35 protein-coding genes are annotated in these 21905 nt (G+C 66.9%); 7 read left to right on the plus strand and 28 right to left on the minus strand.

The genetic code is table 11. The features are described from left to right. Nucleotides 1-232: 232 nt before the first annotated feature. Complete coding sequence (locus A4W93_RS18975) at nucleotides 233-880, minus strand: TetR/AcrR family transcriptional regulator (protein ID WP_085752092.1); 648 nt, start codon at nucleotides 878-880, stop codon at nucleotides 233-235. Between the two features lie 255 nt (nucleotides 881-1135). Then, nucleotides 1136-1630, minus strand: coding sequence for a BON domain-containing protein (locus A4W93_RS18980; protein WP_085752093.1), 495 nt, complete (start codon nucleotides 1628-1630; stop codon nucleotides 1136-1138). A 113-nt stretch (nucleotides 1631-1743) separates the two neighbouring features. Here A4W93_RS18980 and A4W93_RS18985 point away from each other — a divergent pair, with 113 nt between their 5' ends. The 4 genes from A4W93_RS18985 to A4W93_RS19000 all read left to right on the plus strand — a co-directional run bounded on the left by A4W93_RS18985 (nucleotide 1744) and on the right by A4W93_RS19000 (nucleotide 5381). Continuing rightward, nucleotides 1744-2382, plus strand: a complete 639-nt coding sequence (locus tag A4W93_RS18985; protein WP_218919154.1) for an RluA family pseudouridine synthase — start codon at nucleotides 1744-1746, stop codon at nucleotides 2380-2382. Between the two features lie 62 nt (nucleotides 2383-2444). Then, the gene (locus A4W93_RS18990; protein WP_085754237.1) at nucleotides 2445-3623 is read left to right on the plus strand and encodes an MFS transporter; all 1179 of its coding nucleotides are present in this window, start codon (nucleotides 2445-2447) and stop codon (nucleotides 3621-3623) included. 76 nt (nucleotides 3624-3699) lie between these two features. After that, a complete protein-coding gene (locus tag A4W93_RS18995) occupies nucleotides 3700-4623 on the plus strand; it encodes a Tim44 domain-containing protein (RefSeq protein WP_085752094.1) in 924 nt (307 codons plus the stop codon). A 14-nt stretch (nucleotides 4624-4637) separates the two neighbouring features. After that, nucleotides 4638-5381, plus strand: a complete 744-nt coding sequence (locus A4W93_RS19000; protein WP_085752095.1) for an SDR family NAD(P)-dependent oxidoreductase — start codon at nucleotides 4638-4640, stop codon at nucleotides 5379-5381. Nucleotides 5382-5422: 41 nt separating this feature from the next. Here the strand turns inward: A4W93_RS19000 and A4W93_RS19005 are convergent, their stop codons facing one another. Further along, a complete protein-coding gene (locus A4W93_RS19005; protein ID WP_085752096.1) occupies nucleotides 5423-5725 on the minus strand; it encodes a hypothetical protein in 303 nt (100 codons plus the stop codon). 66 nt (nucleotides 5726-5791) lie between these two features. Continuing rightward, entirely contained in the window at nucleotides 5792-6547 is a 756-nt protein-coding gene (locus A4W93_RS19010; RefSeq protein WP_085752097.1) for a 2OG-Fe dioxygenase family protein, read from the minus strand. Between the two features lie 76 nt (nucleotides 6548-6623). Between A4W93_RS19010 and trhA the strand changes: the two genes are divergently transcribed. Both trhA and A4W93_RS19020 read left to right on the plus strand, forming a co-directional pair. Beyond that, complete coding sequence (trhA, locus tag A4W93_RS19015; protein WP_085752098.1) at nucleotides 6624-7238, plus strand: PAQR family membrane homeostasis protein TrhA; 615 nt, start codon at nucleotides 6624-6626, stop codon at nucleotides 7236-7238. After that, nucleotides 7228-7521, plus strand: coding sequence for a VF530 family protein (locus A4W93_RS19020; RefSeq protein WP_237357578.1), 294 nt, complete (start codon nucleotides 7228-7230; stop codon nucleotides 7519-7521). The genes trhA and A4W93_RS19020 overlap by 11 nt, the downstream gene beginning before the upstream one ends. Before the next feature lie 12 nt (nucleotides 7522-7533). On the opposite strand, the gene A4W93_RS19025 is transcribed toward A4W93_RS19020, so the two are convergent. The 23 genes from A4W93_RS19025 to A4W93_RS19130 all read right to left on the minus strand — a co-directional run bounded on the left by A4W93_RS19025 (nucleotide 7534) and on the right by A4W93_RS19130 (nucleotide 20021). After that, nucleotides 7534-8022 (minus strand): hypothetical protein, encoded by a 489-nt coding sequence (locus A4W93_RS19025; protein WP_085752100.1) that lies wholly within the window; start codon nucleotides 8020-8022, stop codon nucleotides 7534-7536. 1 nt (nucleotide 8023) lies between these two features. Then, nucleotides 8024-8533: an HD domain-containing protein gene (locus A4W93_RS19030; RefSeq protein WP_085752101.1), complete on the minus strand. Its 510-nt coding sequence runs from the start codon at nucleotides 8531-8533 to the stop codon at nucleotides 8024-8026. Nucleotides 8534-8547: 14 nt separating this feature from the next. After that, a complete protein-coding gene (locus A4W93_RS19035) occupies nucleotides 8548-8778 on the minus strand; it encodes a DUF7661 family protein (protein WP_085752102.1) in 231 nt (76 codons plus the stop codon). Then, nucleotides 8775-9230 carry a GNAT family N-acetyltransferase gene (locus A4W93_RS19040; RefSeq protein ID WP_157782190.1) on the minus strand — a complete coding sequence of 152 codons (456 nt, stop codon included), beginning with the start codon at nucleotides 9228-9230 and terminating at the stop codon, nucleotides 8775-8777. Before A4W93_RS19040 ends, A4W93_RS19035 begins: the two co-directional genes overlap by 4 nt. Before the next feature lie 26 nt (nucleotides 9231-9256). Beyond that, entirely contained in the window at nucleotides 9257-9928 is a 672-nt protein-coding gene (locus tag A4W93_RS19045) for a phytanoyl-CoA dioxygenase family protein (RefSeq protein WP_085752104.1), read from the minus strand. After that, nucleotides 9929-10528 (minus strand): hypothetical protein, encoded by a 600-nt coding sequence (locus tag A4W93_RS19050; RefSeq protein WP_157131698.1) that lies wholly within the window; start codon nucleotides 10526-10528, stop codon nucleotides 9929-9931. 13 nt (nucleotides 10529-10541) lie between these two features. Beyond that, nucleotides 10542-10799 (minus strand): Imm32 family immunity protein, encoded by a 258-nt coding sequence (locus A4W93_RS19055; protein ID WP_085752106.1) that lies wholly within the window; start codon nucleotides 10797-10799, stop codon nucleotides 10542-10544. Between the two features lie 118 nt (nucleotides 10800-10917). Beyond that, complete coding sequence (locus A4W93_RS19060) at nucleotides 10918-11328, minus strand: DUF3052 family protein (protein ID WP_085752107.1); 411 nt, start codon at nucleotides 11326-11328, stop codon at nucleotides 10918-10920. 40 nt (nucleotides 11329-11368) lie between these two features. Then, entirely contained in the window at nucleotides 11369-11959 is a 591-nt protein-coding gene (locus A4W93_RS19065) for a 3-demethoxyubiquinol 3-hydroxylase (RefSeq protein WP_237357579.1), read from the minus strand. 132 nt (nucleotides 11960-12091) lie between these two features. Beyond that, nucleotides 12092-12793, minus strand: a complete 702-nt coding sequence (locus A4W93_RS19070) for an energy transducer TonB (RefSeq protein ID WP_085752108.1) — start codon at nucleotides 12791-12793, stop codon at nucleotides 12092-12094. Continuing rightward, nucleotides 12790-13491: a penicillin-insensitive murein endopeptidase gene (locus A4W93_RS19075; RefSeq protein WP_237357580.1), complete on the minus strand. Its 702-nt coding sequence runs from the start codon at nucleotides 13489-13491 to the stop codon at nucleotides 12790-12792. The genes A4W93_RS19070 and A4W93_RS19075 overlap by 4 nt, the downstream gene beginning before the upstream one ends. Further along, complete coding sequence (locus A4W93_RS19080; protein WP_157131699.1) at nucleotides 13488-13769, minus strand: hypothetical protein; 282 nt, start codon at nucleotides 13767-13769, stop codon at nucleotides 13488-13490. Before A4W93_RS19080 ends, A4W93_RS19075 begins: the two co-directional genes overlap by 4 nt. Nucleotides 13770-13858: 89 nt before the next feature. Further along, nucleotides 13859-14608 carry a CPBP family intramembrane glutamic endopeptidase gene (locus A4W93_RS19085; RefSeq protein ID WP_157782192.1) on the minus strand — a complete coding sequence of 250 codons (750 nt, stop codon included), beginning with the start codon at nucleotides 14606-14608 and terminating at the stop codon, nucleotides 13859-13861. A gap of 308 nt (nucleotides 14609-14916) precedes the next feature. Beyond that, entirely contained in the window at nucleotides 14917-15375 is a 459-nt protein-coding gene (locus tag A4W93_RS19090; RefSeq protein WP_320409200.1) for a GNAT family N-acetyltransferase, read from the minus strand. Between the two features lie 15 nt (nucleotides 15376-15390). Further along, the gene (locus tag A4W93_RS19095; RefSeq protein WP_157131700.1) at nucleotides 15391-15648 is read right to left on the minus strand and encodes a hypothetical protein; all 258 of its coding nucleotides are present in this window, start codon (nucleotides 15646-15648) and stop codon (nucleotides 15391-15393) included. 58 nt (nucleotides 15649-15706) lie between these two features. Further along, complete coding sequence (locus tag A4W93_RS30630) at nucleotides 15707-16120, minus strand: excalibur calcium-binding domain-containing protein (RefSeq protein WP_169726561.1); 414 nt, start codon at nucleotides 16118-16120, stop codon at nucleotides 15707-15709. Between the two features lie 50 nt (nucleotides 16121-16170). After that, on the minus strand, nucleotides 16171-16500 hold the full coding sequence (locus A4W93_RS30100; RefSeq protein WP_169726562.1) for a hypothetical protein: 330 nt from the start codon (nucleotides 16498-16500) through the stop codon (nucleotides 16171-16173). Nucleotides 16501-16519: 19 nt separating this feature from the next. Next, entirely contained in the window at nucleotides 16520-17008 is a 489-nt protein-coding gene (locus A4W93_RS19105) for a nucleoside 2-deoxyribosyltransferase domain-containing protein (protein ID WP_085752115.1), read from the minus strand. A 54-nt stretch (nucleotides 17009-17062) separates the two neighbouring features. Further along, nucleotides 17063-17563, minus strand: coding sequence for a GNAT family N-acetyltransferase (locus tag A4W93_RS19110; RefSeq protein ID WP_085752116.1), 501 nt, complete (start codon nucleotides 17561-17563; stop codon nucleotides 17063-17065). A gap of 63 nt (nucleotides 17564-17626) precedes the next feature. Further along, the gene (locus tag A4W93_RS19115; RefSeq protein ID WP_085752117.1) at nucleotides 17627-17944 is read right to left on the minus strand and encodes a hypothetical protein; all 318 of its coding nucleotides are present in this window, start codon (nucleotides 17942-17944) and stop codon (nucleotides 17627-17629) included. Further along, nucleotides 17941-18435 (minus strand): SMI1/KNR4 family protein, encoded by a 495-nt coding sequence (locus A4W93_RS19120; protein WP_157131701.1) that lies wholly within the window; start codon nucleotides 18433-18435, stop codon nucleotides 17941-17943. The genes A4W93_RS19115 and A4W93_RS19120 overlap by 4 nt, the downstream gene beginning before the upstream one ends. Before the next feature lie 594 nt (nucleotides 18436-19029). After that, nucleotides 19030-19506: a GNAT family N-acetyltransferase gene (locus tag A4W93_RS19125; protein WP_085752119.1), complete on the minus strand. Its 477-nt coding sequence runs from the start codon at nucleotides 19504-19506 to the stop codon at nucleotides 19030-19032. An 89-nt stretch (nucleotides 19507-19595) separates the two neighbouring features. Next, nucleotides 19596-20021 (minus strand): hypothetical protein, encoded by a 426-nt coding sequence (locus A4W93_RS19130; protein ID WP_085752120.1) that lies wholly within the window; start codon nucleotides 20019-20021, stop codon nucleotides 19596-19598. Between the two features lie 229 nt (nucleotides 20022-20250). Here A4W93_RS19130 and A4W93_RS19135 point away from each other — a divergent pair, with 229 nt between their 5' ends. Next, complete coding sequence (locus A4W93_RS19135) at nucleotides 20251-21204, plus strand: IS110 family RNA-guided transposase (RefSeq protein WP_085752121.1); 954 nt, start codon at nucleotides 20251-20253, stop codon at nucleotides 21202-21204. A 66-nt stretch (nucleotides 21205-21270) separates the two neighbouring features. Here A4W93_RS19135 and A4W93_RS19140 read toward each other — a convergent pair whose 3' ends face one another. Next, the gene (locus A4W93_RS19140) at nucleotides 21271-21855 is read right to left on the minus strand and encodes a 3'-5' exonuclease (protein WP_085752122.1); all 585 of its coding nucleotides are present in this window, start codon (nucleotides 21853-21855) and stop codon (nucleotides 21271-21273) included. Between the last annotated feature and the right edge of the window lie 50 nt (nucleotides 21856-21905).

A 21905-nucleotide genomic window follows, 5' to 3' on the forward strand; every position in this document is an offset into this window, starting at 1 on the left:
GCGTCGACAAGGATCAGAACAGGCTTCCGCACGGAACGCCAGCGGGAGGGTTTCCCACCCTTTCGTAAGACAGCACCGATAGACATGCGTTCACCCCTCCCCGCAGGCTCCGTTCTACCGAACGAGGGCGCGGGGATCCAGCACGTGTCTGCGGGGGTGGCCCGTGGAATGCGACGAAAGTCACCGATGGCGCGCCACGCCCCGCGCGAATGCGGGGTGCGGCAGCGCGCGATCACATGCCGAAGGCGATGTACGTGGAGCGGGTGCGCATGTAGGCCGCGATGGCGCGGGCCTGATGGCGCGGGTCCTGCGACATGCGGGTGTCGTACAGGTAGCCGAGCATGAGACCGAAGATCTCGAAGACGAACTGGCCGGGGTCGGTGTCGGCGCGCAGCTGGCCGAGCGTGGCCGCGTGGGCCACGAGGCCCTCGAGGCGCTTGCGCCAGTTGCTCATGCCGCTTTGCAGGCGGCGGCCGAGTTCGCTCACGTCCTCGCCGGTCTGCGATTCGTAGTGTGCGCCGAGCAGCGCCTTCATGGTGCCGCCGTGGGCGATCCAGAGGCGCACCACCGCGTCCACCTGCGGCAGGCCGGGCTTCTCGGAGAGCGTGGGGATCAGCACCAGGTCGCGGAACTGGCGTTCGCATTCGTCGACGACGAGCAGCTGCAGCGCCTCGAGCGAGCCCACGCGCACGAAGACGCCGCTCTTGCTGATGCCCAGCTGCTTGGCGATGTCGCCGAGCGCGAGGTTCTGCAGGCCGTGCCGTGCCGTGAGGTCCATCGCCGCGCCGACGATGGCCGCCAGCGTCTGTTCGCTCTTCTCGCGCTTGCGTCCGGTGCCCGTCGCCGCGCCCTGTTTTTCGACTGCCAGTTTTTCGACCATCGCCCCGTGGGGCACGGGTGCCCCATCCCTCTGATTCTCGACCCGCTATGAAAGCATGATTCATCGGCGGTCACGGTGCGGGGTACTGCGTACAACGACGCGGTCCGCACGCGGGTGCCAGGTTCCGGAAGCGGTATGGCCGGAACACCATCCCGACATGTTAGCGTTCATTTCAGGGGTTGGCGCGCCGCTCGTCCGGGAAAATGCACGGCTGTGCGCGCCGATGAGGGGTCGGGAGGCTGTCCCGCCCGGTGGTCACATCTTCGCGGGCTCGATGGTCAGCTGGTTGTCGACGCTAAGCACGCCCTTCACGTGGGCGGCGATCTGCGTGGCCCGGTCGCGGGCGCTCTGGCTCGGCGCGGTGCCGCGCAGCGCCACGTTGCCACCCGCGGTGTCCACGTCGATCTTCGTGGCGCTCAGGCTCTTGTCGCGCGCGAACTCGGCGTTCACCGTGGTGGTGATGACCGCATCGGCCACCTTGTCCCCGGCCTGCTCGCCCAGCCGCTTCACGTCGGCCGAGGCCTGCTCGCCGCCGGCCTTGGCCTCCTGGCCCACCTCGCGGGCCTTCTCGCGCGCCTCGGCGAACTGCTTCTTCGCGTCGGCCCGCATCTCGTCGATCTTGCGCTCGGCCTTCTCGGCGACGCTGTCGGGCTCCACCTTCGGTGCGGCGGGCACGTCGCGCTTCTCGCAGGCGCCGAGGGCCATCGCGGCCAGCAGCAGGCTGGCGGCGGAGAGGGTCGTTCGTTTCATGGCGGTCTCCTTCTGTCGGGCATCCGACGCCCCCTACCGTAGGCCCGCCGCCCGGGCTCGGCCATCGGCCCGCGGGCCGTCCGCCCGTCGGACAATCCCCACAGCCTGCGAAAATGGCGGCGATGTCTCCCGAACTGGTCCACGTCGACGACCACCTGATCGTCGCCCTCAAGCCCGCCGGCCTGCTGTCCGTGCCCGGCCGGGGCGAGGACAAGCAGGACTGCCTCTCCGCGCGCGTGCAGGCCGTGCTGGCCGACGCCCTCGTGGTGCACCGGCTCGACATGGGCACGTCCGGGCTGCTCGTGTTCGGCCGCGGCAAGGAGGCGCAGCGGCGCCTGGGCGACGCGTTCGCGGAGCGGCAGGTGGACAAGCGCTACGTCGCCGTCGTCGCCGGCCGCATCGCCGAACCCACCGGCGAGATCGACCTGCCCCTCATCGTCGACTGGCCCAACCGCCCCCTGCAGCAGGTGGACAAGGTCAACGGCAAGCCGTCCCTCACGCGCTGGCGCGTGTTGGGGCATGATGCCGCCTCGGACACGACCCGCGTCGAGCTCGAGCCCGTCACCGGGCGTTCGCACCAGCTCCGCGTGCACCTGCTGGCCATCGGCCACCCCATCGTCGGCGACGCGCTCTACGCGCCGCCGGACGTGCAGGCGCGCGCCCCCCGGCTGCTGCTGCACGCCCAGTCGCTGGCCCTGCCCCATCCGGCCGATGGCCGCATCCTCTCCTTCGTCGCCCCCGCCCCGTTCTGACTGCCGCCGTGTCCTCCCTCGCCGCCGAACCCGTCCCCTCCCTCTACGCCGTGCCGGCGTTCATGCGCTTCTGGTACGCCCGCCTCGCGGGCACCATGGGCAACCAGATGCTGATGGTCGCCGTCGGCTGGCAGATGTACGACCTGACCGGCAGCGCCTGGGACCTCGGGCTCGTCGGCCTGTTCCAGTTCCTGCCGGCCCTGCTGCTGACACTGGTGGCCGGCCACGTCGCGGACCAGGTGGACCGCAGCAAGGTGCTCGCCACCTGCATGGCGGTCCAGGTGGTCATCGCGGCCACGCTCGCGGCCGCGACCTGGCACACGGTCGCCACGCGCGAGCTGCTGTTCGTGCTGTCGGTGGCGCTCGGCTGCGCGAAGGCGTTCCAGATGCCGGCGCAGCAGGCCCTGGTGCCGCTGCTGGTGCCCCAGTCGATGCTCGCGCGGGCGCTCGCCTTCAGCTCGGCCGGCATGCAGGCCGCCATCATCGGCGGCCCCGCGATCGGCGGCTTCGTCTACGCGGCCGGGGCCACGGTGGTCTACGTCGTGTGCGGCGTGCTGTTCCTGCTGGCCGTCTGGCTCTTCCTGCGCATCGGCCACCCGCACGTGCCGCGCGCGAAGGAACCGGTGAGCCTCGCCACGCTGCTGGCCGGCGTGAAGTTCATCTGGCAGCGGCCCGTGGTGCTGGGCGCCATCTCGCTCGACCTGTTCGCGGTGCTGCTGGGCGGGGCCACCGCGCTGCTGCCCATCTACGCGAAGGACATCCTGCACACCGGGCCCTGGGGCCTGGGCGTCCTGCGCGCGGCCCCGGCCGTGGGGGCGCTGCTGATGTCGGTGGCACTCACCCGCTGGCCCATCACGCGGCGGGTCGGGCGGGTGATGTTCGCGGCCGTCGCGGTGTTCGGCGTGGCCACCATCGTGTTCGCGCTGTCGCGCAGCTTCGTGCTGTCGTTCGTGGCGCTCTGGGTCACCGGGGCGGCCGACATGATCAGCGTCGTGATCCGCCAGAGCCTCGTGCAGCTGGAGACGCCCGACGAGATGCGGGGGCGGGTCAGCGCGGTGAACTCGGTCTTCATCGGGGCCTCCAACCAGCTCGGCGAGTTCGAGTCGGGGGCCACGGCGGCGCTGCTGGGCCCGGTGGGTTCGGTGCTGCTGGGGGGCATCGGCACCCTGGTGGTGGTGGCGGTCTGGATGAAGATCTTCCCGCCACTTGCACAACGACAGAACTTGTCGGGGTCGGATTGACTCACAATCCACTTGATCCACGGCAAGGCGGTCCCATCTGCCGGCCGTGGGAACTTTTCCCGTTCGAGGACTCGCGATGAAACGACTGCTGTCGACTGTTTGCCTGGTGCTGGCCACCGCCACCGTGCTGGTTCCCGTTGTTGCCGAGGCCAAGCGCCTCGGGGGTGGTGGCACGTCCGGCATGAAACGCACCCTGCCGCCGAAGGCCCCCGACTCGGTGCCCGCCAAGCCGGGCCAGACCCCGCCGGCCAACGCCGCCGCGCCCACGGCCGGTGCGGCCCCGGCCGCCGCCGCAGCCGCAGCGGCGCCCAAGCGCTCGTGGATGGGCCCCATCGCGGGCCTGGCCGCCGGCCTGGGCATCGCCGCGCTGATGAGCCACCTGGGCATGGGCGCCGCCATGGGCAACATCCTCACGATGCTGCTGATCGCCGCCGTCGCGTTCTTCGCCATCCGCTTCCTGATGCGCCGCTTCGCCCCGCAGCAGCCGGCCTCGAACCTGCAGTTCGCGGGTGCCGGCGCCGGTGGCAACAACACCCCAGCCTGGCAGCCCGCCCAGCCGGCGCCGGCGAGCAGCGGCTCGTCGTCGTTCGCTCCCGCCGCCCCGGTGGCCGCGGCCGCCGGCACCCTGCCGGCCGGCTTCGACACGGAAGGCTTCGAGCGCACCGCCAAGCTGATCTTCATCCGCCTGCAGGCCGCCAACGACGCCGCCGACCTGAACGACCTGCGCGCGTTCACCACGCCGGAGATGTTCGCCGCCGCCCGCCTCGACCTGCAGGACCGCAACGGCGCCACGCAGCAGACCGACGTGGTGCAGCTGCACGCCCAGGTGGTCGACTACGCCCAGGAAGCCGCCCAGCAGGTGGTCAGCGTGCGCTTCCACGGCCTGATCCGCGAGGAGAAGGACACGGCCGCCGCCCCGTTCGACGAGGTCTGGCACCTCGTGAAACCGAACGACGGCAGCCGCGAGTGGGCCATCGCGGGCATCGCCCCGTACGCCTGATCTCGCGCTGACCCGTGGCCGGCCACCTCTACGTCGTCACCGGTTCGTCGCGCGGCCTCGGGGCCGCGCTGGCGCAGCAGCTCGCCGCACCGGGCCACACGGTGCTCGGCATCGCGCGCCGCACGAACGACGCGCTGGCGGCCCGCGGCGGGTCGCTCGAACAGTGGGCCGGTGACCTGGCCGATCCGGCCCCGGTCGCCGCGCGCCTCGAGGCGTGGCTCGCGACGTTCGACGGCGCCGCGTTCGACAGCGCCAGCCTGATCAACAACGCCGGTGTGCTCTCGCGCATCGGCCCCATCGACGAGACCGACAGCGCGGACCTGGCCAACGCCATCCGCGTGGGCCTCGAAGCCCCCCTGCTGCTGACGGCCGCGTTCCTGCGCGCCACCCGCCAGTGGACGGGGCAGCGCCGGGTGCTCAACATCTCCTCGGGCCTCGGACGCCGTCCCATGGCCGGCAGCGCGAGCTACTGCGCCGCGAAGGCCGGGCTCGACCTCTTCACGCGGTCCACGGCCCTCGACGAAGCCGGGCGGCCGAACGGCGCGAAGCTGGTGTCCCTCGCGCCCGGCGTGATCGACACCGAGATGCAGGTGCAGCTGCGCGGCAGCGACCCGAGCGGTTTCCCCGACCGCGAGCGTTTCGTGGGACTGAAGACGGGTGGGCAACTCGTCACCGCCGAGGACACGGCCGCACGCGTGCTGGCGATCCTGCACCGCAGCGACTTCGGCGCGGAACCCCTCGCCGACGTGCGGGACTGACGTTCCTTTGCGGCCCCGCTCCCGCGGGGCCGGCCGCGCGTTCAGTCGCGGCGGTCGGGCACTTCCCGCGCCTCGATGTCGATCACTTCCACCGCCTGCGGACGCCGCGGCTGCTGACGCGGCGCATGGGCGTTCGCGCGGGCACGCATGCCCGCCATGGTGGCCCGCGGGTCGAGCCCCGCGAAGCGGAACACCGGCTTGCGGCCGGTGAGCAGGCTCCACACGAGCAAGCCGGCCCCCATCACCAGCGCGAGGAGCAGCACGAGGCCGCCCACCACGAGGCCGGAGACGATCAGCACCAGGCGGATCAGCGTGGAGAACAGGTCATTCAGGAACTGGGTCAACGAGCAACCTCGACAAAGTAGCGACCGGAAAGGCCTAGACCGAACGTTGGGGCGGAAGTTCCCGATTCAAGCTTCCGGCCCTTGGAAGCCGCCGGCACGGAACGTCAGCACCAGCGTGTCGCGGTGGCCATGGTCCGCGACCGGCTGGATGGGCGTACTTTCGTGGATCACCTTCGCGTCGTCCAGCATCAGCATGGTCCACGGGTCGGTCATGGTGAAGCGGATGCCGTGCGGGCCGGCCGCCTCGAACACCCGCGTCTCGCCCCCCTTGATGCCCTCGCGGCCCACCAGCACCACGGCCACGAAATCGACCCCGTCGCGATGCGCCCCCTCCGGGGTCGGGCGGCCGATGCCGTCCGTGGTGTCGATGCGGAACTGGTGCGCCTCGACATACCAGGGCCGCGCGCCCTTGAGCGCCGAACACGTGGCCGACAGGCTCAGCAGCAGGCGTGACCACACCGGCTGCGCCACGACCTCCGGTTTCATCGGCTCGAACCAGCGCTCGAGCCCGCCGTGCAGCGCGTTGTACTCGACCGGTTGCCAGTGCGCGCGGTGCGGCACCCCCTCGAGGCGGTCGCCGTCGGCCACGAAACACGCATGGCGGCGGCGCCGGTAGCGGCCGCCGTCGCGCAGGTAGGCGTCGGGGGGCAGGTCGTCCCAGGACGGGCGCAGCGCGTCGAGGGCGGCCCGCTCCGCGCCGATCAGGCCGCACAGGCCCTCGGCGCTGACCACGGCGTGGCCGGTGGTGGCGATGGCGCGCCCCACCTGCAGCGGCGGGGCGTACGGAGGCAGCAGCGAGAACGAAGGCGAAGCGGTGGTCATGCCGTCATGATGCCAGCACGGCCGGAGGGCCGCTTTGATCTGGTAGCCTCCACGGCATCTTTTTCCGGAAATCCCCATGTACCACGGAGAGCGTTTCAACAGCTTCACGCACCTCGCCGGCCTGCTGGCCGCGGTGGTGGGCTCGGTCGTGCTGATCGTGCAGGCCGCGCGCGCGGGCGACGCCTGGCAGGTGGTGAGCTTCAGCATCTTCGCGGCCAGCATGGTGCTGCTGTACGGCGCGTCCACGCTGTACCACAGCGTGCGCGGCGCGGCCAAGCGCGTGCTCGTCAAGTTCGACCACTGCGCCATCTACCTGCTGATCGCCGGCACCTACACGCCCTTCACGCTCGTCACGCTGCGCGGCCCGTGGGGCTGGTCGCTGTTCGGGGTCGTGTGGGGCCTCGCACTCATCGGCATCGTCAAGGAACTCGCGCTCGGCCGGGAGCGCGTGCCGTCGGTGCCGCTGTACGTGGCCATGGGCTGGCTGGGCGCCATCGCCGCCGTCCCGCTGTACGAGCAGCTGCCCGGTGCCGCGCTCTACTGGCTCGTGGCCGGCGGCGTGTTCTACACGGCCGGCATCCTCTTCTACGCCAACGACGAACGCTGGCGCCATGCCCACGGCATCTGGCACCTGTTCGTCCTCGCCGGCACGGTGTGCCACTACGTCACGGTGCTGTACTTTGTCGGCTGAAACTCCTCCCCCTCCCTCTCCTCCTGCACCGCCCGTCAAGCAGGCGCGCAACCCGCTGCACGGCATCACGCTCGAACGCATGCTCAACGAACTCGTCGAGTTCGGCGGGTGGAACGGGTTGGCAGGCCAGATCGACATCCGCTGCTTCAAGAGCGACCCGAGCATCTCGTCGAGCCTGAAGTTCCTGCGCAAGACGCCGTGGGCGCGGGAGAAGGTGGAGAGCCTGTACCTCTACATGGTGCGGGAGAAGGCGCGAAGGGCCCGGACCGGCGGCGGGCGCTGAGCTGAGCTGAGATCAGTCGCAGGCGTCTTCCACGCGGACGAGCATCCAGCCACTTCCGAACGGTCGGAAGGCCGCGCCGTGCACGCAGGCCTCGTCGACGAAGAACGAGAGGGACACCTCCGGATGATCGTCCCGGACGGTCGTGTCCCAGGCGCGCCCGGCGTGCGGAGCGATCGTGCCCCGGCTCTCGACGAGCCGCGTGGTGGTGTCTTCTCCGGTGCCTGACAGGACCTGGGTGATGAAGCGAGGGGCGGCGCGCAGCAGCGCCTGCTCGGCACGAGTCCCCTCGCCGCAGACGTAGGTGCGAGCGAGCGCCTCGAGACGGTCCGGTGCGCGTTCGCCGGCGGCCTGGTGGAGCTGCTGCGCGATGCCGGCCCACGCGGCCTTGCTGCAGCCGGGTGGGTGTTCGACGTCGCCGATCGTCAGGTTGCCCGCAGCCGCGGCATGGGAGGCCAGGAGCGCCAGCGTGAGCGTGCACACGGCACCGGCCTTCATCGACACGTCAACCCTCCGCATCGGCGGTCCCCGGCGTCAACAACCCATCGAGCTCCGACCACAGCGGGTCGCAGAGGCCGGGCCGGTACGCGGCCGGGCGGAAGGTCGCGTGTTCGCCCTGGTAGACCTGCCAGAGGCGCTGGTTCCCGTCGCGAACACAGGCGCGGACGTTCGCGAGGCGATCCGCCGCCTTCACCAGCAGCGCCAGTTCGAGCGGGCCGCTCACGGTCGCCAGCTTCGCGTAGGTCTTCGCCTTGCGTTCCTTGCGCGTCGCCCCGGGCTCGTCGGTCAACAGGGCCACGCACGCCGCGACCTTCGCCCCGAACCGGGCCTCGACGTCGGCGAGCGTGACGTCCGTGTCCTCCACCGTGTCGTGCAGGTACGCCACCACCTCGGCCTCTTCGCCATACGGCCGGGCCAGGGCGGCGACCTCGTCGAGGTGGTCGACGTACGGCCGCGTGCCGTACTTCTGGTCGCCGTGGGCGTGGATCGCGAATGACCGGGCGTCCTGGTGCATGAGGGGCTGAGGTTTCAGAGTGATTGTGGAGGCCAGGCGAGGCGTTTCACTTCGTTCCGCTCCGGCGTCGCCTCTTCGTGGAAGAGGATGGCCAGGTACGGGCCGATCTCGCTTTCGGCCGTGTCCGTGGGAATGATGAAGTCGGCATCGCGGCGCTTCCCCTCGTTCCCGAGGTAGTACGGCTTCCACTCGCCGTGCTTCCATTCGACACCGACGAGGGTTCCAAAGACATTGAATCGGATCATGGCGTGGACTTCATGGGCTGGAACGAAACGCCGTGCACGCGCTGCACCTCGCCCACGCGAGCGAAGCCGAACTTCTCGTAGAGCGGCACGGCATCGAGGCTGGCGTTCACCGTGAACACCCCGGGATTCCCGGCCTGCAGGGCTTCCGACTCGACGAGCTGCCAGAGCCGCCTGGCGAGCCCCCGGCCCTGGAAGTCCTCGGCGACGAACAGGTGGAACAGGTGGGCATTGTCGCGGAGCGCCACGACACCGACGATGCGGGCACCGGCCCTCGCGACGCGGTACGTGAAGTTGCTCGCGGCCAGGTACCCACGCTGCGCCTCGGCAGCGATCGATGCGAGGAACGGCTCCGCGCCCTCGCGCGAAGGCGACAGGAAGAACGGCTCGCTGAGGCCGACGATCAATGCGCTGATCTCCTCGGCGTCTGCAACCGAAGCAGTTGCGATCTTCATGACATCGGGTCCACCGTCAACAGGGGTCAGGCTGCATGTTGCCATCGAAGTCCGTTCGGAGGGTCCGCAGGACCGAACAGGAAGTGAAGCACACGGCGCCGGCTCTCGCCCGACGCCTTCGACGAAGCGTGGAGCAGCAACGGCCGCAGAACCAGCGCTGCCCCGACCGGCGCCACGCAGTCCACCTCCGCCATCTCCCGCCGAACCCGTGGCGCGGCCTCCGCGTCGATGACCCCCAGGCGATGTGAACCGGGCACCACCCGCAACGGCCCGTCCTGCGCCGTGCAGGCGTCGAGGTGGAGGCGGACGGCAACCATGCGCTGCAGCAGTTCGGCGGGCGCCTGCACGAAGTGCGTGCCTTCCTTGAGCGACCAGCCCGCCAGGCGCGGGTCGGGCACACGTGCGGCCACGGGAATGCTCAGGTCCTGATGGATGGGGACCAGCCAGTTGCGGGAGGCCGACTTCTCGAAACAGGTGCACTGGACCGCGACGTCGTCGGCGCCGATGAGCGTCGACAGCGCCGGGTGGTGTCGAAGGCGCGCCGCGAGGTCGATGCACCAGGGATTGGCCAACAGGCCTCGGCTTCCAACCGACTCGCGGCCAGGGTCGACCCGAGCCGCGATCGCATCGCACTCGTCGGGCGGCAGGATTCCCGGAACGATCGCGTAGCCGAAGTCGTCGAAGGATTCAGGCTTCATTCATCTGGCCAGTGGGGGCGGACACCATCCCGGGCGAGTGAGCCAGATCGGCACGTTGCCCATCGTCGCTGACCGGCTCGTCTTCAACTGCTGCGGCCACAAACTTCCCGCTTCCGCCGCCGCCCACACGGCCTGGAATTCCTGAGCGGAGACCTCCTCCGACCGGCCCCACGACCCTGCGGGTCGATTCCTGTTGATCTTGGCGTCGCCCAACATTCCATACGCATCGACCCAGTGCTGCCTGTCGTAGCGCAACGTACATGAATTCCCGAAAAGATCCACCTGCCTCTTCGGCTGGAGATCGGCATCGACTTCAATGTAGCGTGTGAACGTTCCCCACCCGTTCACAGGATCGAGCAACGAAGGCCCCTGCGCATGGACCTTCAAGCAGTACTCGCCGACGAGCTGAACGCGGTCTTTGCCCACGTGCCGGATCACCTCTTCGGCACCTGCTGCGGCATCCGCGACACGGATGGTGATCCGCGTCGGCCCCATCTTGACGATCCACCCCCGATAGGGAAAGTCGATCGAGCCACTGACGCGGCGCCACCAGTAGACCTCGCGACCGGGCTGCATCGGATCCTCCTCCAGCATGTTCACAGCCTCCTGAGCCTCAGCGGGTGGGAGCATCGGGCTCGGCACCGCAGACCACGACGTGCGGCGAGGTGCCGTCGAACTCCTTCATCCGGTCGCCCAGATGAACGTGGTCGTACGCCTCGCCCATGCGCTCCATCTCTTCGGCGCAGGCCACCATGAACTGCGCCATCCGCCGGAGTTCCCCGGGCGTTGCGCACAGCGTGATTTCCGCGAGCGCCGTCGAGGACACGAGCGCGGCATCCTGTGCCCCTGTCGCGTAGCCGTAGATCTTCATCGCATTCCCTGGAAATTGGACGAGGTTCCCTCGATGGGCTGCCATGGCACGGACCGGCACCTCGCCAGGAGGCCGTGCAGGCCCGGCTGCTCATCGCTGAAAAAGTCCGGCGACATAATCAGCGCAGCTCCTTCCGAACCACCAGCTTCAGCCCCGACCAGACGTCACTCACCGCACACACCTTGATGTCGACGAACCCGATGGGCAGTGCCAGCTCCCGGATCGTGTCCTCGGTGACCGTCGAGGGCACCTTGGACGACTTCTTGGGCCAGGACACCCAGAGCGCCGCGTCCGGCCGCAGCTGCTTCCGCAGCGCGATCAGCTGGCGGCTCAACGACTCGCGCTGGGTCACGAACAGGTGCACCAGGTCCACCGAATCACCAGGCCGGTCGACGAACTGCACGCCCTGCGGCAGCGGTTGAAGAAGTGCCGCGAGCACTTCGGGCGCATCGATCAGCAGGACGCGATGGTTCTCCTTGATGCCGAGCTTCCTGGAAAGCGGCGTGCCCGAGTAGCCGGCGACGGTCATGTGGCAAAACTCCCTTCGAAGGACGGGCAGCGCCGCTCGCTCACAGGTGCATCCCGAGCCAGATGACCGACTCCGTCGAGGCCGCCACGACCGGCGTCAGGAGCTTCGGCCACAGCGGGCTTCCGGTCAAATGGGACGCCGAGTGGTCGTGATGCTGCTGTTCTTCCGCCACGATCTTCCGGATGGCTCGAACCGCCGGTTCGTCCTGCCCGGCCAGCAGTTCCAGCTGATGTTCGAGGTGACGAAGCACCACGTGCTCGACCGCCACGGTCGTCGCGGCGATCGCCGACCGTCCGAACAGCCCCGTCACCAGCCCCAGGACATAGCCACCGGCGGCACACAGCCAGTAGCTCTTGCAGCGAGGCTTGCCGCGGCGATCGAGTTCTTCCCGGAAGATGGCACGGTGCTTCTCTTCATGCGCCTTGAACTCCCGCAACTCGGCAACCATGGACGGCGCCGTGAGGCGAGCCATGACGAGCTGGCCGGCATAGATGTGGATGGCCCCGTTTTCGCCGGCGTGGTTCACCTTGAGGATGCGGCTTCCCAGATCGGTGTGGTCGGCGGGCACGATGCCGCTCTCCCGCCGCTCACGCATGCCGGACATGGCGCTCGAGCCGGCGTCGTTGAACATCAAGGAAACAACCTTCGACCATGCGACCTCCCCAGGTGCAGTTTCGGTTCCGTGACCAAGCCTGACTCTACGGCATTTCCCGGGCTCAACCGCCCCGGGCAATGCAGTCGTTCCTGCACCGGCGACAACGGCTCATCTGGGTCGCGACCACAAGGCCATCACGATGCGGAGAGGCGCGGTGCCGTCCGAATCCAGCGGCAGCACCTCCGTCTTCTCCACGGAACCGAGCACGGCGGCATCCCATGCCTCGATGCCACTCGACTTGATCAGTCGATAGCCCACGATCCGCCCGGTTCGGTCCATGTCGACTTCCACCTCGGCGAAGACATCATCGGGCCAATCGCCTGACACGGGGAGATTCGCCCGGAACGCATCGATCAACCGCGAGCCATAGCCGGAACTCCAGTCTCTCGGAGGTACGGCCCGCAGGGTGCCGACCACTCTCTTCAGCATGATGGGTCCGTCCATGCCCGCGAACAATTCAAGAAGCTTCTCGCATGCGGTGGACCTCTTCTCGCAGAGGATGGCCATCTCGCTTCGCCCTTGACCGTTCACCGGAGAAATCCGTCTCACCACCGCAGGGTGTGCGGCGTGCTTGAACGAGGTGAAGAACCATTGGGTTCTGCCGTCGGCCTGCCTGAAGGAATATCCCTGCGCCTCATCGCCACTCATGGTGGCCCCGTCCAGGTTCTTGAGCGCCTTGAACGCCTCGGAAACCCGTTTGTACGGAATCGCCTGCGTCCCCGCGGCAGGCTCCTTCCACGGCGCTGCAACCACCACGTCGCACAGGAGCAGCGCAACGGAGGCGACCCAAGGGAGCGGGTTGATCTTCATGTGTCGGGCTTGCAAGGCACGCCGAAGTCGACGTGGTAGTGCTCGTCATGACGAACCCAGGGCGTGCCCTTCATGAACGGCAGCGTCCTCTGAAGGTGCGGCCCGCGCGCCGTGGCGAACAGCTGGGGCAGATAGGCCGGGTCCAGGATGACCCGCGAGAGGCCCGAGCCCTTCGCGCGGGCCGCCTGCTGGAGCTGGTACAGATGCTCCGCCAGCGCGGGGAAATCGATCGTGTACTCGCCGTACCGGCCCGCCTTGTCGAACTCGATGTCGTAGCCGAGCTTGTTCGTGAGGCCCGTTGGCAGCGGAACCGACTTCCCCTCGGCATTGCGCACCGGGACGAAGAAATCGACGGACAGGCCGTTCTGGTGCGTCCGGTGCGGGCGCAAGCGGCCACCGGAAGCCCAACCCGTTTCGCCGTACACGTAGGTGGCCCGCGGCTGCACCTTCGCCAGCTCGCCATACGCCGTCAGCACGATGTCGGCGACCTTGGCGTGGACGTGGGTCCGGCCCGCGGCGGCCCCCAGCGAGCTGTAGGCAGTGAAGTTCGGCCCCGAGGTGGGCAGCTTGACGCTGTTCTCGATGCGTCCGTGGCCCACGGTGCCGTAACACTGGCTCTCCGCGGCCCAGGCTGGACTGGAGAGGATGCCGAGCGAGCAGAGCAGAAGCGCTGCATGTCGGGCCATCGGCGGGCTCACGGAGAAATCCTGAAGGTGAGCCGGCTGCCGCGGCACGTGACGTGCAGCGTGTCGTCGACCCGCTGGATCTCCGTCCAGAGCTCCAACCGCTCCTCCTCCCGCCACAGCTCGATGCTGGTGTCGCTGACGACCCGGTACACCCAAGCCGGAGCACAGACCGGTCCGTCCTTCATGCCGATCGTCACGGACACGGAGCCGTCCGGACCGAACCGGTATTGGCCCACGGCCGTCTCCGAGACGAGTTCGAGTGTGCAGTCTGCCGGAACCACGGTGGTCATGGACATCGTTCCTCGATGAAGGTCAGGCCCAGGCTTCGGCAAGGAGATCACCGTCGAACGAGCAGGCCCGAACCTTCAATGCACCCGTGTCAGGCAGCATCCCGCACTCCCGACCGACGGCCCAGCAACCGGCGCAGGACCCACGTCCCGACAGCAGCGGCTGCAGCTGCAGCGAACCAGACCGATGCGGGGACCGCGAAAGGGTCGTCGCTGGCGAACGATCCCTTGCCGAGGCTTCCCCACACACTGACGCTCACGTTCAATGCCCCATGCAAGGCCATGCAGGGAAGAAGCGAACGCGAGCGCTCGTAGAGCCAGCCGAGCAGGAGCCCCGCCAGGAAGGCCAGCACGAATTGATAGAGGTTGAGGTGCGCCGCTCCGAAGTAGAGCGCCGAGTAGCCGATCGCCAGACCGCGCGGGTAGCGTTCCAGGAACGCCCTCAAGAGGATGCCGCGGAACAGCATCTCCTCCAGGACCGGCGCCAGGATGCATGCCGCCACCACCGCGGGCAGGGTCGACTCCGCCATGCCGTTGAACGCCTGCTGCTCCCACGACGAAACGGGAAACACGGCTTCGATCGCACCAACCACGACGATGTCCAGCAGCAGCACCAGTGGCAGGAGAAGAAGCACTGGCGGAACCAGAAAGACGAAGGTGGCCGCTGGAGAGGTCGTGCTCGGGTGCAGGATGTCGCGATAGCCGAGTCCGAGCACGTGCACCACCGCGGCGATCAGCAGTCCGTTGGACAACAGCATCGTCATGGTGCCGCTCTGTGCGCTCGTCAGGCCGGACAGCTGGCGAACGTCGTGCAGCAGGGCGCTGACGAGGTACTGGAACAAGAATCCTGCCAGGAGAAGCAGGGCCGCTTGCGAGGCCGACGGGAACGGCCCTTTTGTCGATGGCATGGGGCGCACTCGATGCTGCCTAAGCCGCGACGTGAGCGGCGGCACACAGCGGGCGGAACCCGCTGAAGCACGTCCGCACGATGCCCGGTACGGCCCGGTGAGCCCATGCGGTCGAAGCCCGGCCCTGCTGGCAGTGCGCCAGCGCCATCCGCTCGATGTGAGAACAACCTTCGACCACGCGACCTCCCCAGGTGCTGTTTTCGTTCTTGCTCGGCCTCGCCTCCACGGCAAGGCTCGGACACTCATCCACGCGGGCAGGACAAGCGAGCCGTGCCGGCGTGGCGAACATAGTAGTTGTCGAACTCGGCCTGCTCGAAGAGGACGAACCCGTGCCGCACGTAGAACCGGTTCGAGTCACTCTCGCGAAGGGCTCCGACACGCACGGGGCACCCCAGGGTGTCCGCCCGGGAGAACACGTCCGCGAGCACGATGGCGCCCACACCCAAGCCCTGATGGCCTGGCTTGATGTAGAGGTGGTCCAGCCACAGTCCCCCCTCTTCCGACCTGACGACGAAGAATCCGATCCTCTGCCCGGCCAGCAGGATGAGGCGGGTGTGTTCAGGCGAGAACCCCGACAGGAACCGCGTCCTGGCTCGCTGCGCATCGAACCTGCCGATGCGCTCCAGACTTTCCCGCATCGCTTCGATCCGGAGGGCGGCCAGCTCTTCGGCGTCGGACGGCGCTGCGACGTGGAACGTCACGTGAGGTTGCATGGCTCAGGAATGCTGCTTCCATTCGACATCCCGCAAGTCGCCCTCAAGAATGAGCAGGGTGTTCTCAACCGGGTTGTGGCAGTGCAAGCCAAGACCCACCACCGAGACGTCGAACTTCACCAGAACGCGGGACCGTTCGTTCGTCGGTTCCAACGCCGTTCCAGACTGCCCGACGAGGAGCCAGTAGTTGTCTTCCGGCTTGCAGCCGCTCGGGGCCGAAGTCGAGCCATTGAACGAATGGAGTATCACGCGACGGTTCATGCGGCGGCCGCTGCGAAAGTGCCTCGGGTTTCCCGCGAGAGCCATGACCCAGGTGCCATCAACGAGTGCACCATTGCTCCTCGCAAGGGATGCCATCCCTGTCGCCGTCCATCCTCGGGTCCGGGCAGTTCGCAAGGAAGTACTTCGCCTCGTCGCACGACCTCATCTGAGAGCAGTACTGCCGCCCGTCGCAGCTGAATCGGCCCGAAGTGGCCGCTGTCGCGGGAGCGCTCGGCGTGCGGGTTCCGGCGCCAGTTGCAGCGGACGCAGCCGCGGCACGCTTTTTCTTCTCCGCGGCATTCAGTTCTTCGAGCGTCGGTTCCTTTCGGGGCTGGGTCGAAGCACATGGCGCCTGTTGATAGGTGACCGTGCCATTGACAACGCACTTGTGCAGCGGTGCGGCGTCGGCCCGGAACCCTGCGGCCGACAGAACCGCAACCATGAGCAGTGATGAGACTTTGGGCATTTCCATTTTTCTGACGTTTCGGATGAGAGACGGTGCACGGCGCTCCGGGTCACGTCTCAGTACTTGGCAAGCGCTGATTTCATTTCTGCCCGGGTGCGATCGACACACGCCCGGTGGGCTTTCCCGGCCTCCGGCGGAACGGGCTTGCTGACGGTTCCTCCGGCCGCCGCCGTCTTCTCGAAGAAGCATTGAGCCTCCTGATGGTCTCGCCACGAGCGCCGCAGCCTGGCGAGCGCAAGAACCATGGTCTTGTTGCCGGTGTACTTGGATTCCAGGCGGTTGATCTCGACGTCGACATCGTCTTCAATGGGGTGTGCGGAGGCGGAGGATGCGACGGTGACCGCGAGCAACGCCACGCAGAGCCATGGGAAGTTGACCGTTGGCATGGGCCTTCTCCGGGCAAGATCAGGCCGCAGCATCGGAAGGTCCTGCGCCAAGAAGGTAGGCTCTGATCTCTTGCGCAAGCCCTTCGATGCCTGGAACGGTCTTGATGCCATGGTGCTGACAGACCACGTCGACGTTTCCCTTGCGCCAATAGCCTTGAGGACAGCAGACGATGGCCTTCCCGGTGCGCGCGGCCAAACCCAACTCCAGGAGGGTGACTGGCGCCTGTGAACCCGGGGCGAAGTAGAAGGCGATCATTCCCGCCGCCTCCATGGCATTCAACTCCCACTCGACCTGCTCCCGGAAGATCGGGAAGGATGCGTCGGGAGGCCAGTCGGCACTCCAGTGACTGCGTCGTGGATTCAGCACCACACCACGCGCCGATGAGAGCTCGGCGACCAGGTCCGCCTGCCAATCCTGCGATCCTCCCATGTCGATGGTTCCGGCAAGAAAGACTGAACGCTCTTTGCTGTCGAGGTCGACGGGCTCAGGAGATTGAATCACACGCATCTGTTGGGTTTCCTGACGTTGGGTTTGAACGGCGGTTGGCAGGCGACCCGATTCCTACGCTTGCCCGATGGAAGGGTCCGCCACCGAGCCGCGCACGGCAGCCTCGTTCGCCAGCCTGGACATGCTCTCACCTGAGAGCCGGTGGCTGATCCGTTCGACCTGGCGCTCGGCTCCGAGGCCTTCGTAGAACGCGATTCCCCGATGGTTCGCGGCGTTGACAGGCCAATCGATTCGGCAGCAGCCATGCTCGAGTGCATGACGAGCCACCCACGACACAATCGCCTTGCCAACGCCCCGACTCCTCGCCGCGGCACTCACGAAGAGTTCCTTGAGCGTACATTGGCGAGACCTCTCCGGGTTGGGTTCGACAAGCGAGTGAACGAAGAAGAAGGCCGCGAACCCGAGAACCTTGCCATTCTCTCCAGTCGCTGCGGCAAGAAGAAGCGGAGATGCTGGCGCGATGAGGTTCCTGAAGAAGTGATCGCAGACGGCTTCCCGCGAGGCGGGGTCCGCTTCGTGGTAGTAGGCGTTCAGCTCGCAGAGCAAGTCGACCATGGACTCGTGCTGGTCCGGAGTGAGAAGAGCGACACGCACTTGGGTCTCCCTGTTGCCAACGCTTCACTTGGGCAGCACCAGCAACTCGGCACCGAGCAAATGCAGCAACTCAGCCCCGTTCGGCATCACCGTGATCGGGCCTCGCGGAACGACGCACTCGCAAGTGATGCGCGCCCCCGCGGAAGTCGCCGCCTTGAGGACGCGCCTTTCGTGCTGAACCATGCCCCAGAGCCAGACCAGGTGTTCGTTCAACGGGACCTCCGGGCCGAGCTGTGAGCGGACCACCACGACACCCTTCTCCAGGATCGCGAACGGGAGCTTTCCGCGAACGGTCTCGGCGTACGCCCCTGCGTCCAGCACCTTGAGTTCGACACGTGTCATCGGGCACCTGACCCGATGCTGCCATCGTAGACAGCATCGACGTTCCATTGATACGGCGTCAGTTCAACCGAATCCGCCCAATCCACGACGTTGAAGTCCCGGTCGGCGAGTTGCTGCAGGAACTCGCGGAAGTTTGTCGCCAGCACCGCAAGACCCGGCTCGGAGCGAGCGAAGAAGACGATTCGGCCGTCGGTCGGCATGAACCCGTAGAAGCGTCCGAGGATGTCCTGGGCGAACAGCACCGCGCCAGCCAGCTGCCCCGGGTCCAGCGCGTTGAACCATTCGGCCCGAAAACTCAACTCGTCGTCGATGTCGCAGAACCCAACGGTCGAAAGCCAGGCGCGCAGATCCGACGGCAATGCACAGCCGATCCGTTGCTCCAGCGAAAGAAGCTCACGCTCGGACGGCAACCCGCGCTGCGCAACGACGGGGCGCGTGCGGAACCAGCGTTTTCGGCGAGCCAGTAGATAGCGGTCGGCGAGGTCTTGCATGGGCGGGGCCTGACGTTCCATGGGCGCGGGGACGGATCAGGTTGCACAGCGAAGTTCGTTCGTTCTCCAGTTCGCGAGCCAGTACAACCCACTCAGCTCTCCGTAGCCGAGGGGTCGCCCATCAGCAGCTTGAACGGTGGACACATACCGGATCGGGAACGGTGATCGACACACCTTCTCGAGACCCCGAGCAAAGGCTCGTACCTCTGACTTCCTGGGTTCGAACGAGCCGTTGTAGAAGGACAGATGCTCCCTCCCCTTCTTCCCCACAAAGAGGACCGGCTGATGACCGGAGGGATCGTCTCCCGCAATGAGAGTGATCATTCCCATCCGGACTCGCCCATTCGGGAAGAAGAACACCGCCTGAACCATGACCTGGTGGCGCGTCGTCGGAAGGCTGGGCAAGTCCAGTGGTCGGACGGTGCACTCGTCTTGCCCCTTCCGGCCCTCTTCATCGCTGGCGTACTCCCAGCACGGAGACGCATCGAGGTCCGCGGCGTGAAGGTCTTGCACTTGCTTTCTGGTGGGACGTTTCATTGTTGGGGCCTCATGTTCGAGTTGAGCGGTGCCGCCAGGCGCCGCGTTCAATGGGGGTCAGGCGGCATCTTCTCCGCCGGCAGCGAGTTCGTACAGGACATCCGGGCATCTCTCTTCGTTCATGCTGCCGTCGCTGAACGCAACCGCGCAGAAGCCATGCCTCTCGTAGAAGTGGCGCGCCCCGGCATTGGCCTGGAACGAGTAGAGCCTGACCGGCCGAGCCAGAGACACAAGCCCATGTCGAAGGAGCAACGCACCAAGGCCCTTCCCCACGAAACCTGGCAGCAAGTAAAGCTGGTCGATCCAGGAGACTCCATCTGCTTGAGACGTGGCCAACACACCGACCACGGCCCCGGAACTGCATGCAACGGTGACACCTCCGGATGGGATGAGCATGCTCTCCACCCATGTGCGGACTTCTGAAGCGCCATGGGCGATTGGTGCATAGGGAATGAACGTCTGTCTGGAAGAGATCAGAACTTCAGCGACTGCCGCGGCATCGCTCTTCACGGCCTTTCTCAGAATCGGCTTCATGCTGCTTCACACTGCATCAGTGGCGGGACACAGCCGGCGAAGCCCGCCGTGGCACGTCGGCTCGATGGATGGGTCGGACACAGACAGGATCATTGCACCATCAACGTCACCGGCCCGCGATCGAGCGGCGCGAGCACGCCGAACGCACCCTGCCACCACTCCCAGCCAACGGGCAAAGCCCCCAGCAAGGCGAGAAGACCGAACGCCAGGAAGTGCGAGACGGCGAGCACGGCTGAAACCAGCCAAGCCCTTCGACCAGATTCCAGAACCTTCGCGCGCCGATGGATGCATGAAATGGCAAGGCTCGTGAGAACAACCGCTGAGGTGAACAGCGCAGCGAACCCGAAGCCCGCCACCACGGCAACCCCACCCGCGCCCATCAGCTCGCCGCAGACCCAACGATCAACGCCGCAATCGACGTCGGCGCTGATCACCCAGAAACAACAAGCACTCGCCACGACGGCCAGCGTCAGCAGGACGACGAGTGTTGCTCGGGACGGACGCAGGTTCGGCATGCCCAAACTCACTCGATCGAGCCTTGTATGTTCAAACCACCGATTCCGCAGAAGAATCGGCACCTGAGCAGGCGGCAGTTGCACCTGCGGTTGCCGACCCGGCAGCCCGTTGAAGCCTTGGGCCAACCAGCCCGCACGTTAGCGCGGGGCGCCGGGTCGGATGTTCTTGTAACCCGAACAGTTGATCGGGCCCTCTGGAGCCCGGATTCTTGCAAGGCAGGGTACCTGAATGAACAACCCAGATTCTTTCCTCGGCATCGACATCGCCAAGGACTGGCTCGATGTCGCCTGGCTCTCGGGGCAAACGCTTCGCATCGACTACACCGACGAGGCCGTGGCTGGCCTCACCGAGCGACTGCTGGCCGATCCCCCTTCCCTCGTGGTGATGGAAGCCACCGGCGGCCTGGAAACCGCTGTGGCCAGCGCGCTCGCCGCCGCTGGCCTGCCCGTGGCCGTCGTCAACCCACGCCAGGTGCGTGACTATGCGAAGGCCCGTGGCCGACTGGCCAAGACCGATCGCATCGACGCCCTCATCCTGGCCGCCTTCGCCGCGGCCATCCGTCCACAGGTGCGCGAACTCCCGGACGAGCACACCCGTGCCCTCGGTGACCTGCTGGCTCGCCGTCGCCAGCTCGTCGAGATGCGCGTGCAGGAAAAACTGCGCATCCAACGCGCCTCCGCGCTCCAGAAAGCCAGCTTGCGCGAGCACATCGCTTGGCTGGACGAGCGCATCAGCCGTCTCGACATCGACCTCACCCACGCGCTCCGAACGTCGGACGCCTGGCGCGACAAAGACGATCTGCTCAAGGCCATCCCCGGCGTGGGCTCGCTCACGCGTGCCACCCTGGTGGCCCTGCTCCCTGAACTCGGAACGCTCACCCGAAGGCAAATCGCCGCGCTGGTCGGCGTGGCGCCCTTCAACCGCGACAGCGGCAAGCACCAGGGCGATCGCGTCATCTGGGGTGGCCGTGCCCAAGTACGCCGAACGCTCTATATGGCCGCCGTCAGCGCCATGCGCTGCAACCCCGTCATCCGGGCCTTCTACAAACACCTGCGCAGCCAAGGTAAACCCGCCAAGGTCGCCCTCACCGCCTGCATGCGCAAGCTCCTCGTGATCATGAACGCCATGCTCAAGCATCACTCCCCCTGGTCTCCGGAGCTTGACTTGCAACACAGTTGCTAACGTTCTACATGAGCGGCGGGACGCAGCGGGCGAAGCCCGCTGGGGCACGTCCGCTCGATGGAAGGGTTAGGCGCCGACGCGCGCCTCGCCGAACGCATAAGGCAGCAATCTAGCAATGTTCCGAGCATCGTCGATCCCGCGGTGATGCGTGCCAGAGAACTCGAACCCAGCGAGTCGAACCGCCTCGCCGAGTCCCGGCTTCTTGGACAGACCTTGCCTCTCTGCCATCAGACGCTTCACGTTCACGTGAGGTGCGCTGATCGGATACGGGACTTTATGAAAATCGCAGTCTTGCCGAAGCTGCTTGAGGTCATAGTCCCCCCAAGAGCAAAAGACAAAACCGTTGTGCCGATAGAGCCAGGCTTTGAAACTGCTGACGGCATCCTTGAAGACCGGCGCTGCATCAACGTCTCTCTGATTGATGGACGTGAGCTTGGTGCAGAAGGCAGTGAGCTTTGGATGCCTCGAGGGGCGCACGAAGCTCTGGAACTCATCAACGATCTGCAAGGTAGATGCGCTAACCATCACTGCCCCAAACTCGATGATCTCCATGTGCTCACGCGGGACCGTTCCTGCATCGCAACAAGTGGCTTCGAAGTCTATGACTAGGTAGTTCTGAGGCTGCATTCGGCGACGCCTAACGTTTGACATGAGCGGCGACTGTAGGCGGGCGAAGCCTGCCGGAAGGAGTCCTCTCGATG

The sequence above is a fragment of the Piscinibacter gummiphilus genome, assembly GCF_002116905.1.
Taxonomy (GTDB): domain Bacteria; phylum Pseudomonadota; class Gammaproteobacteria; order Burkholderiales; family Burkholderiaceae_C; genus Rhizobacter; species Rhizobacter gummiphilus.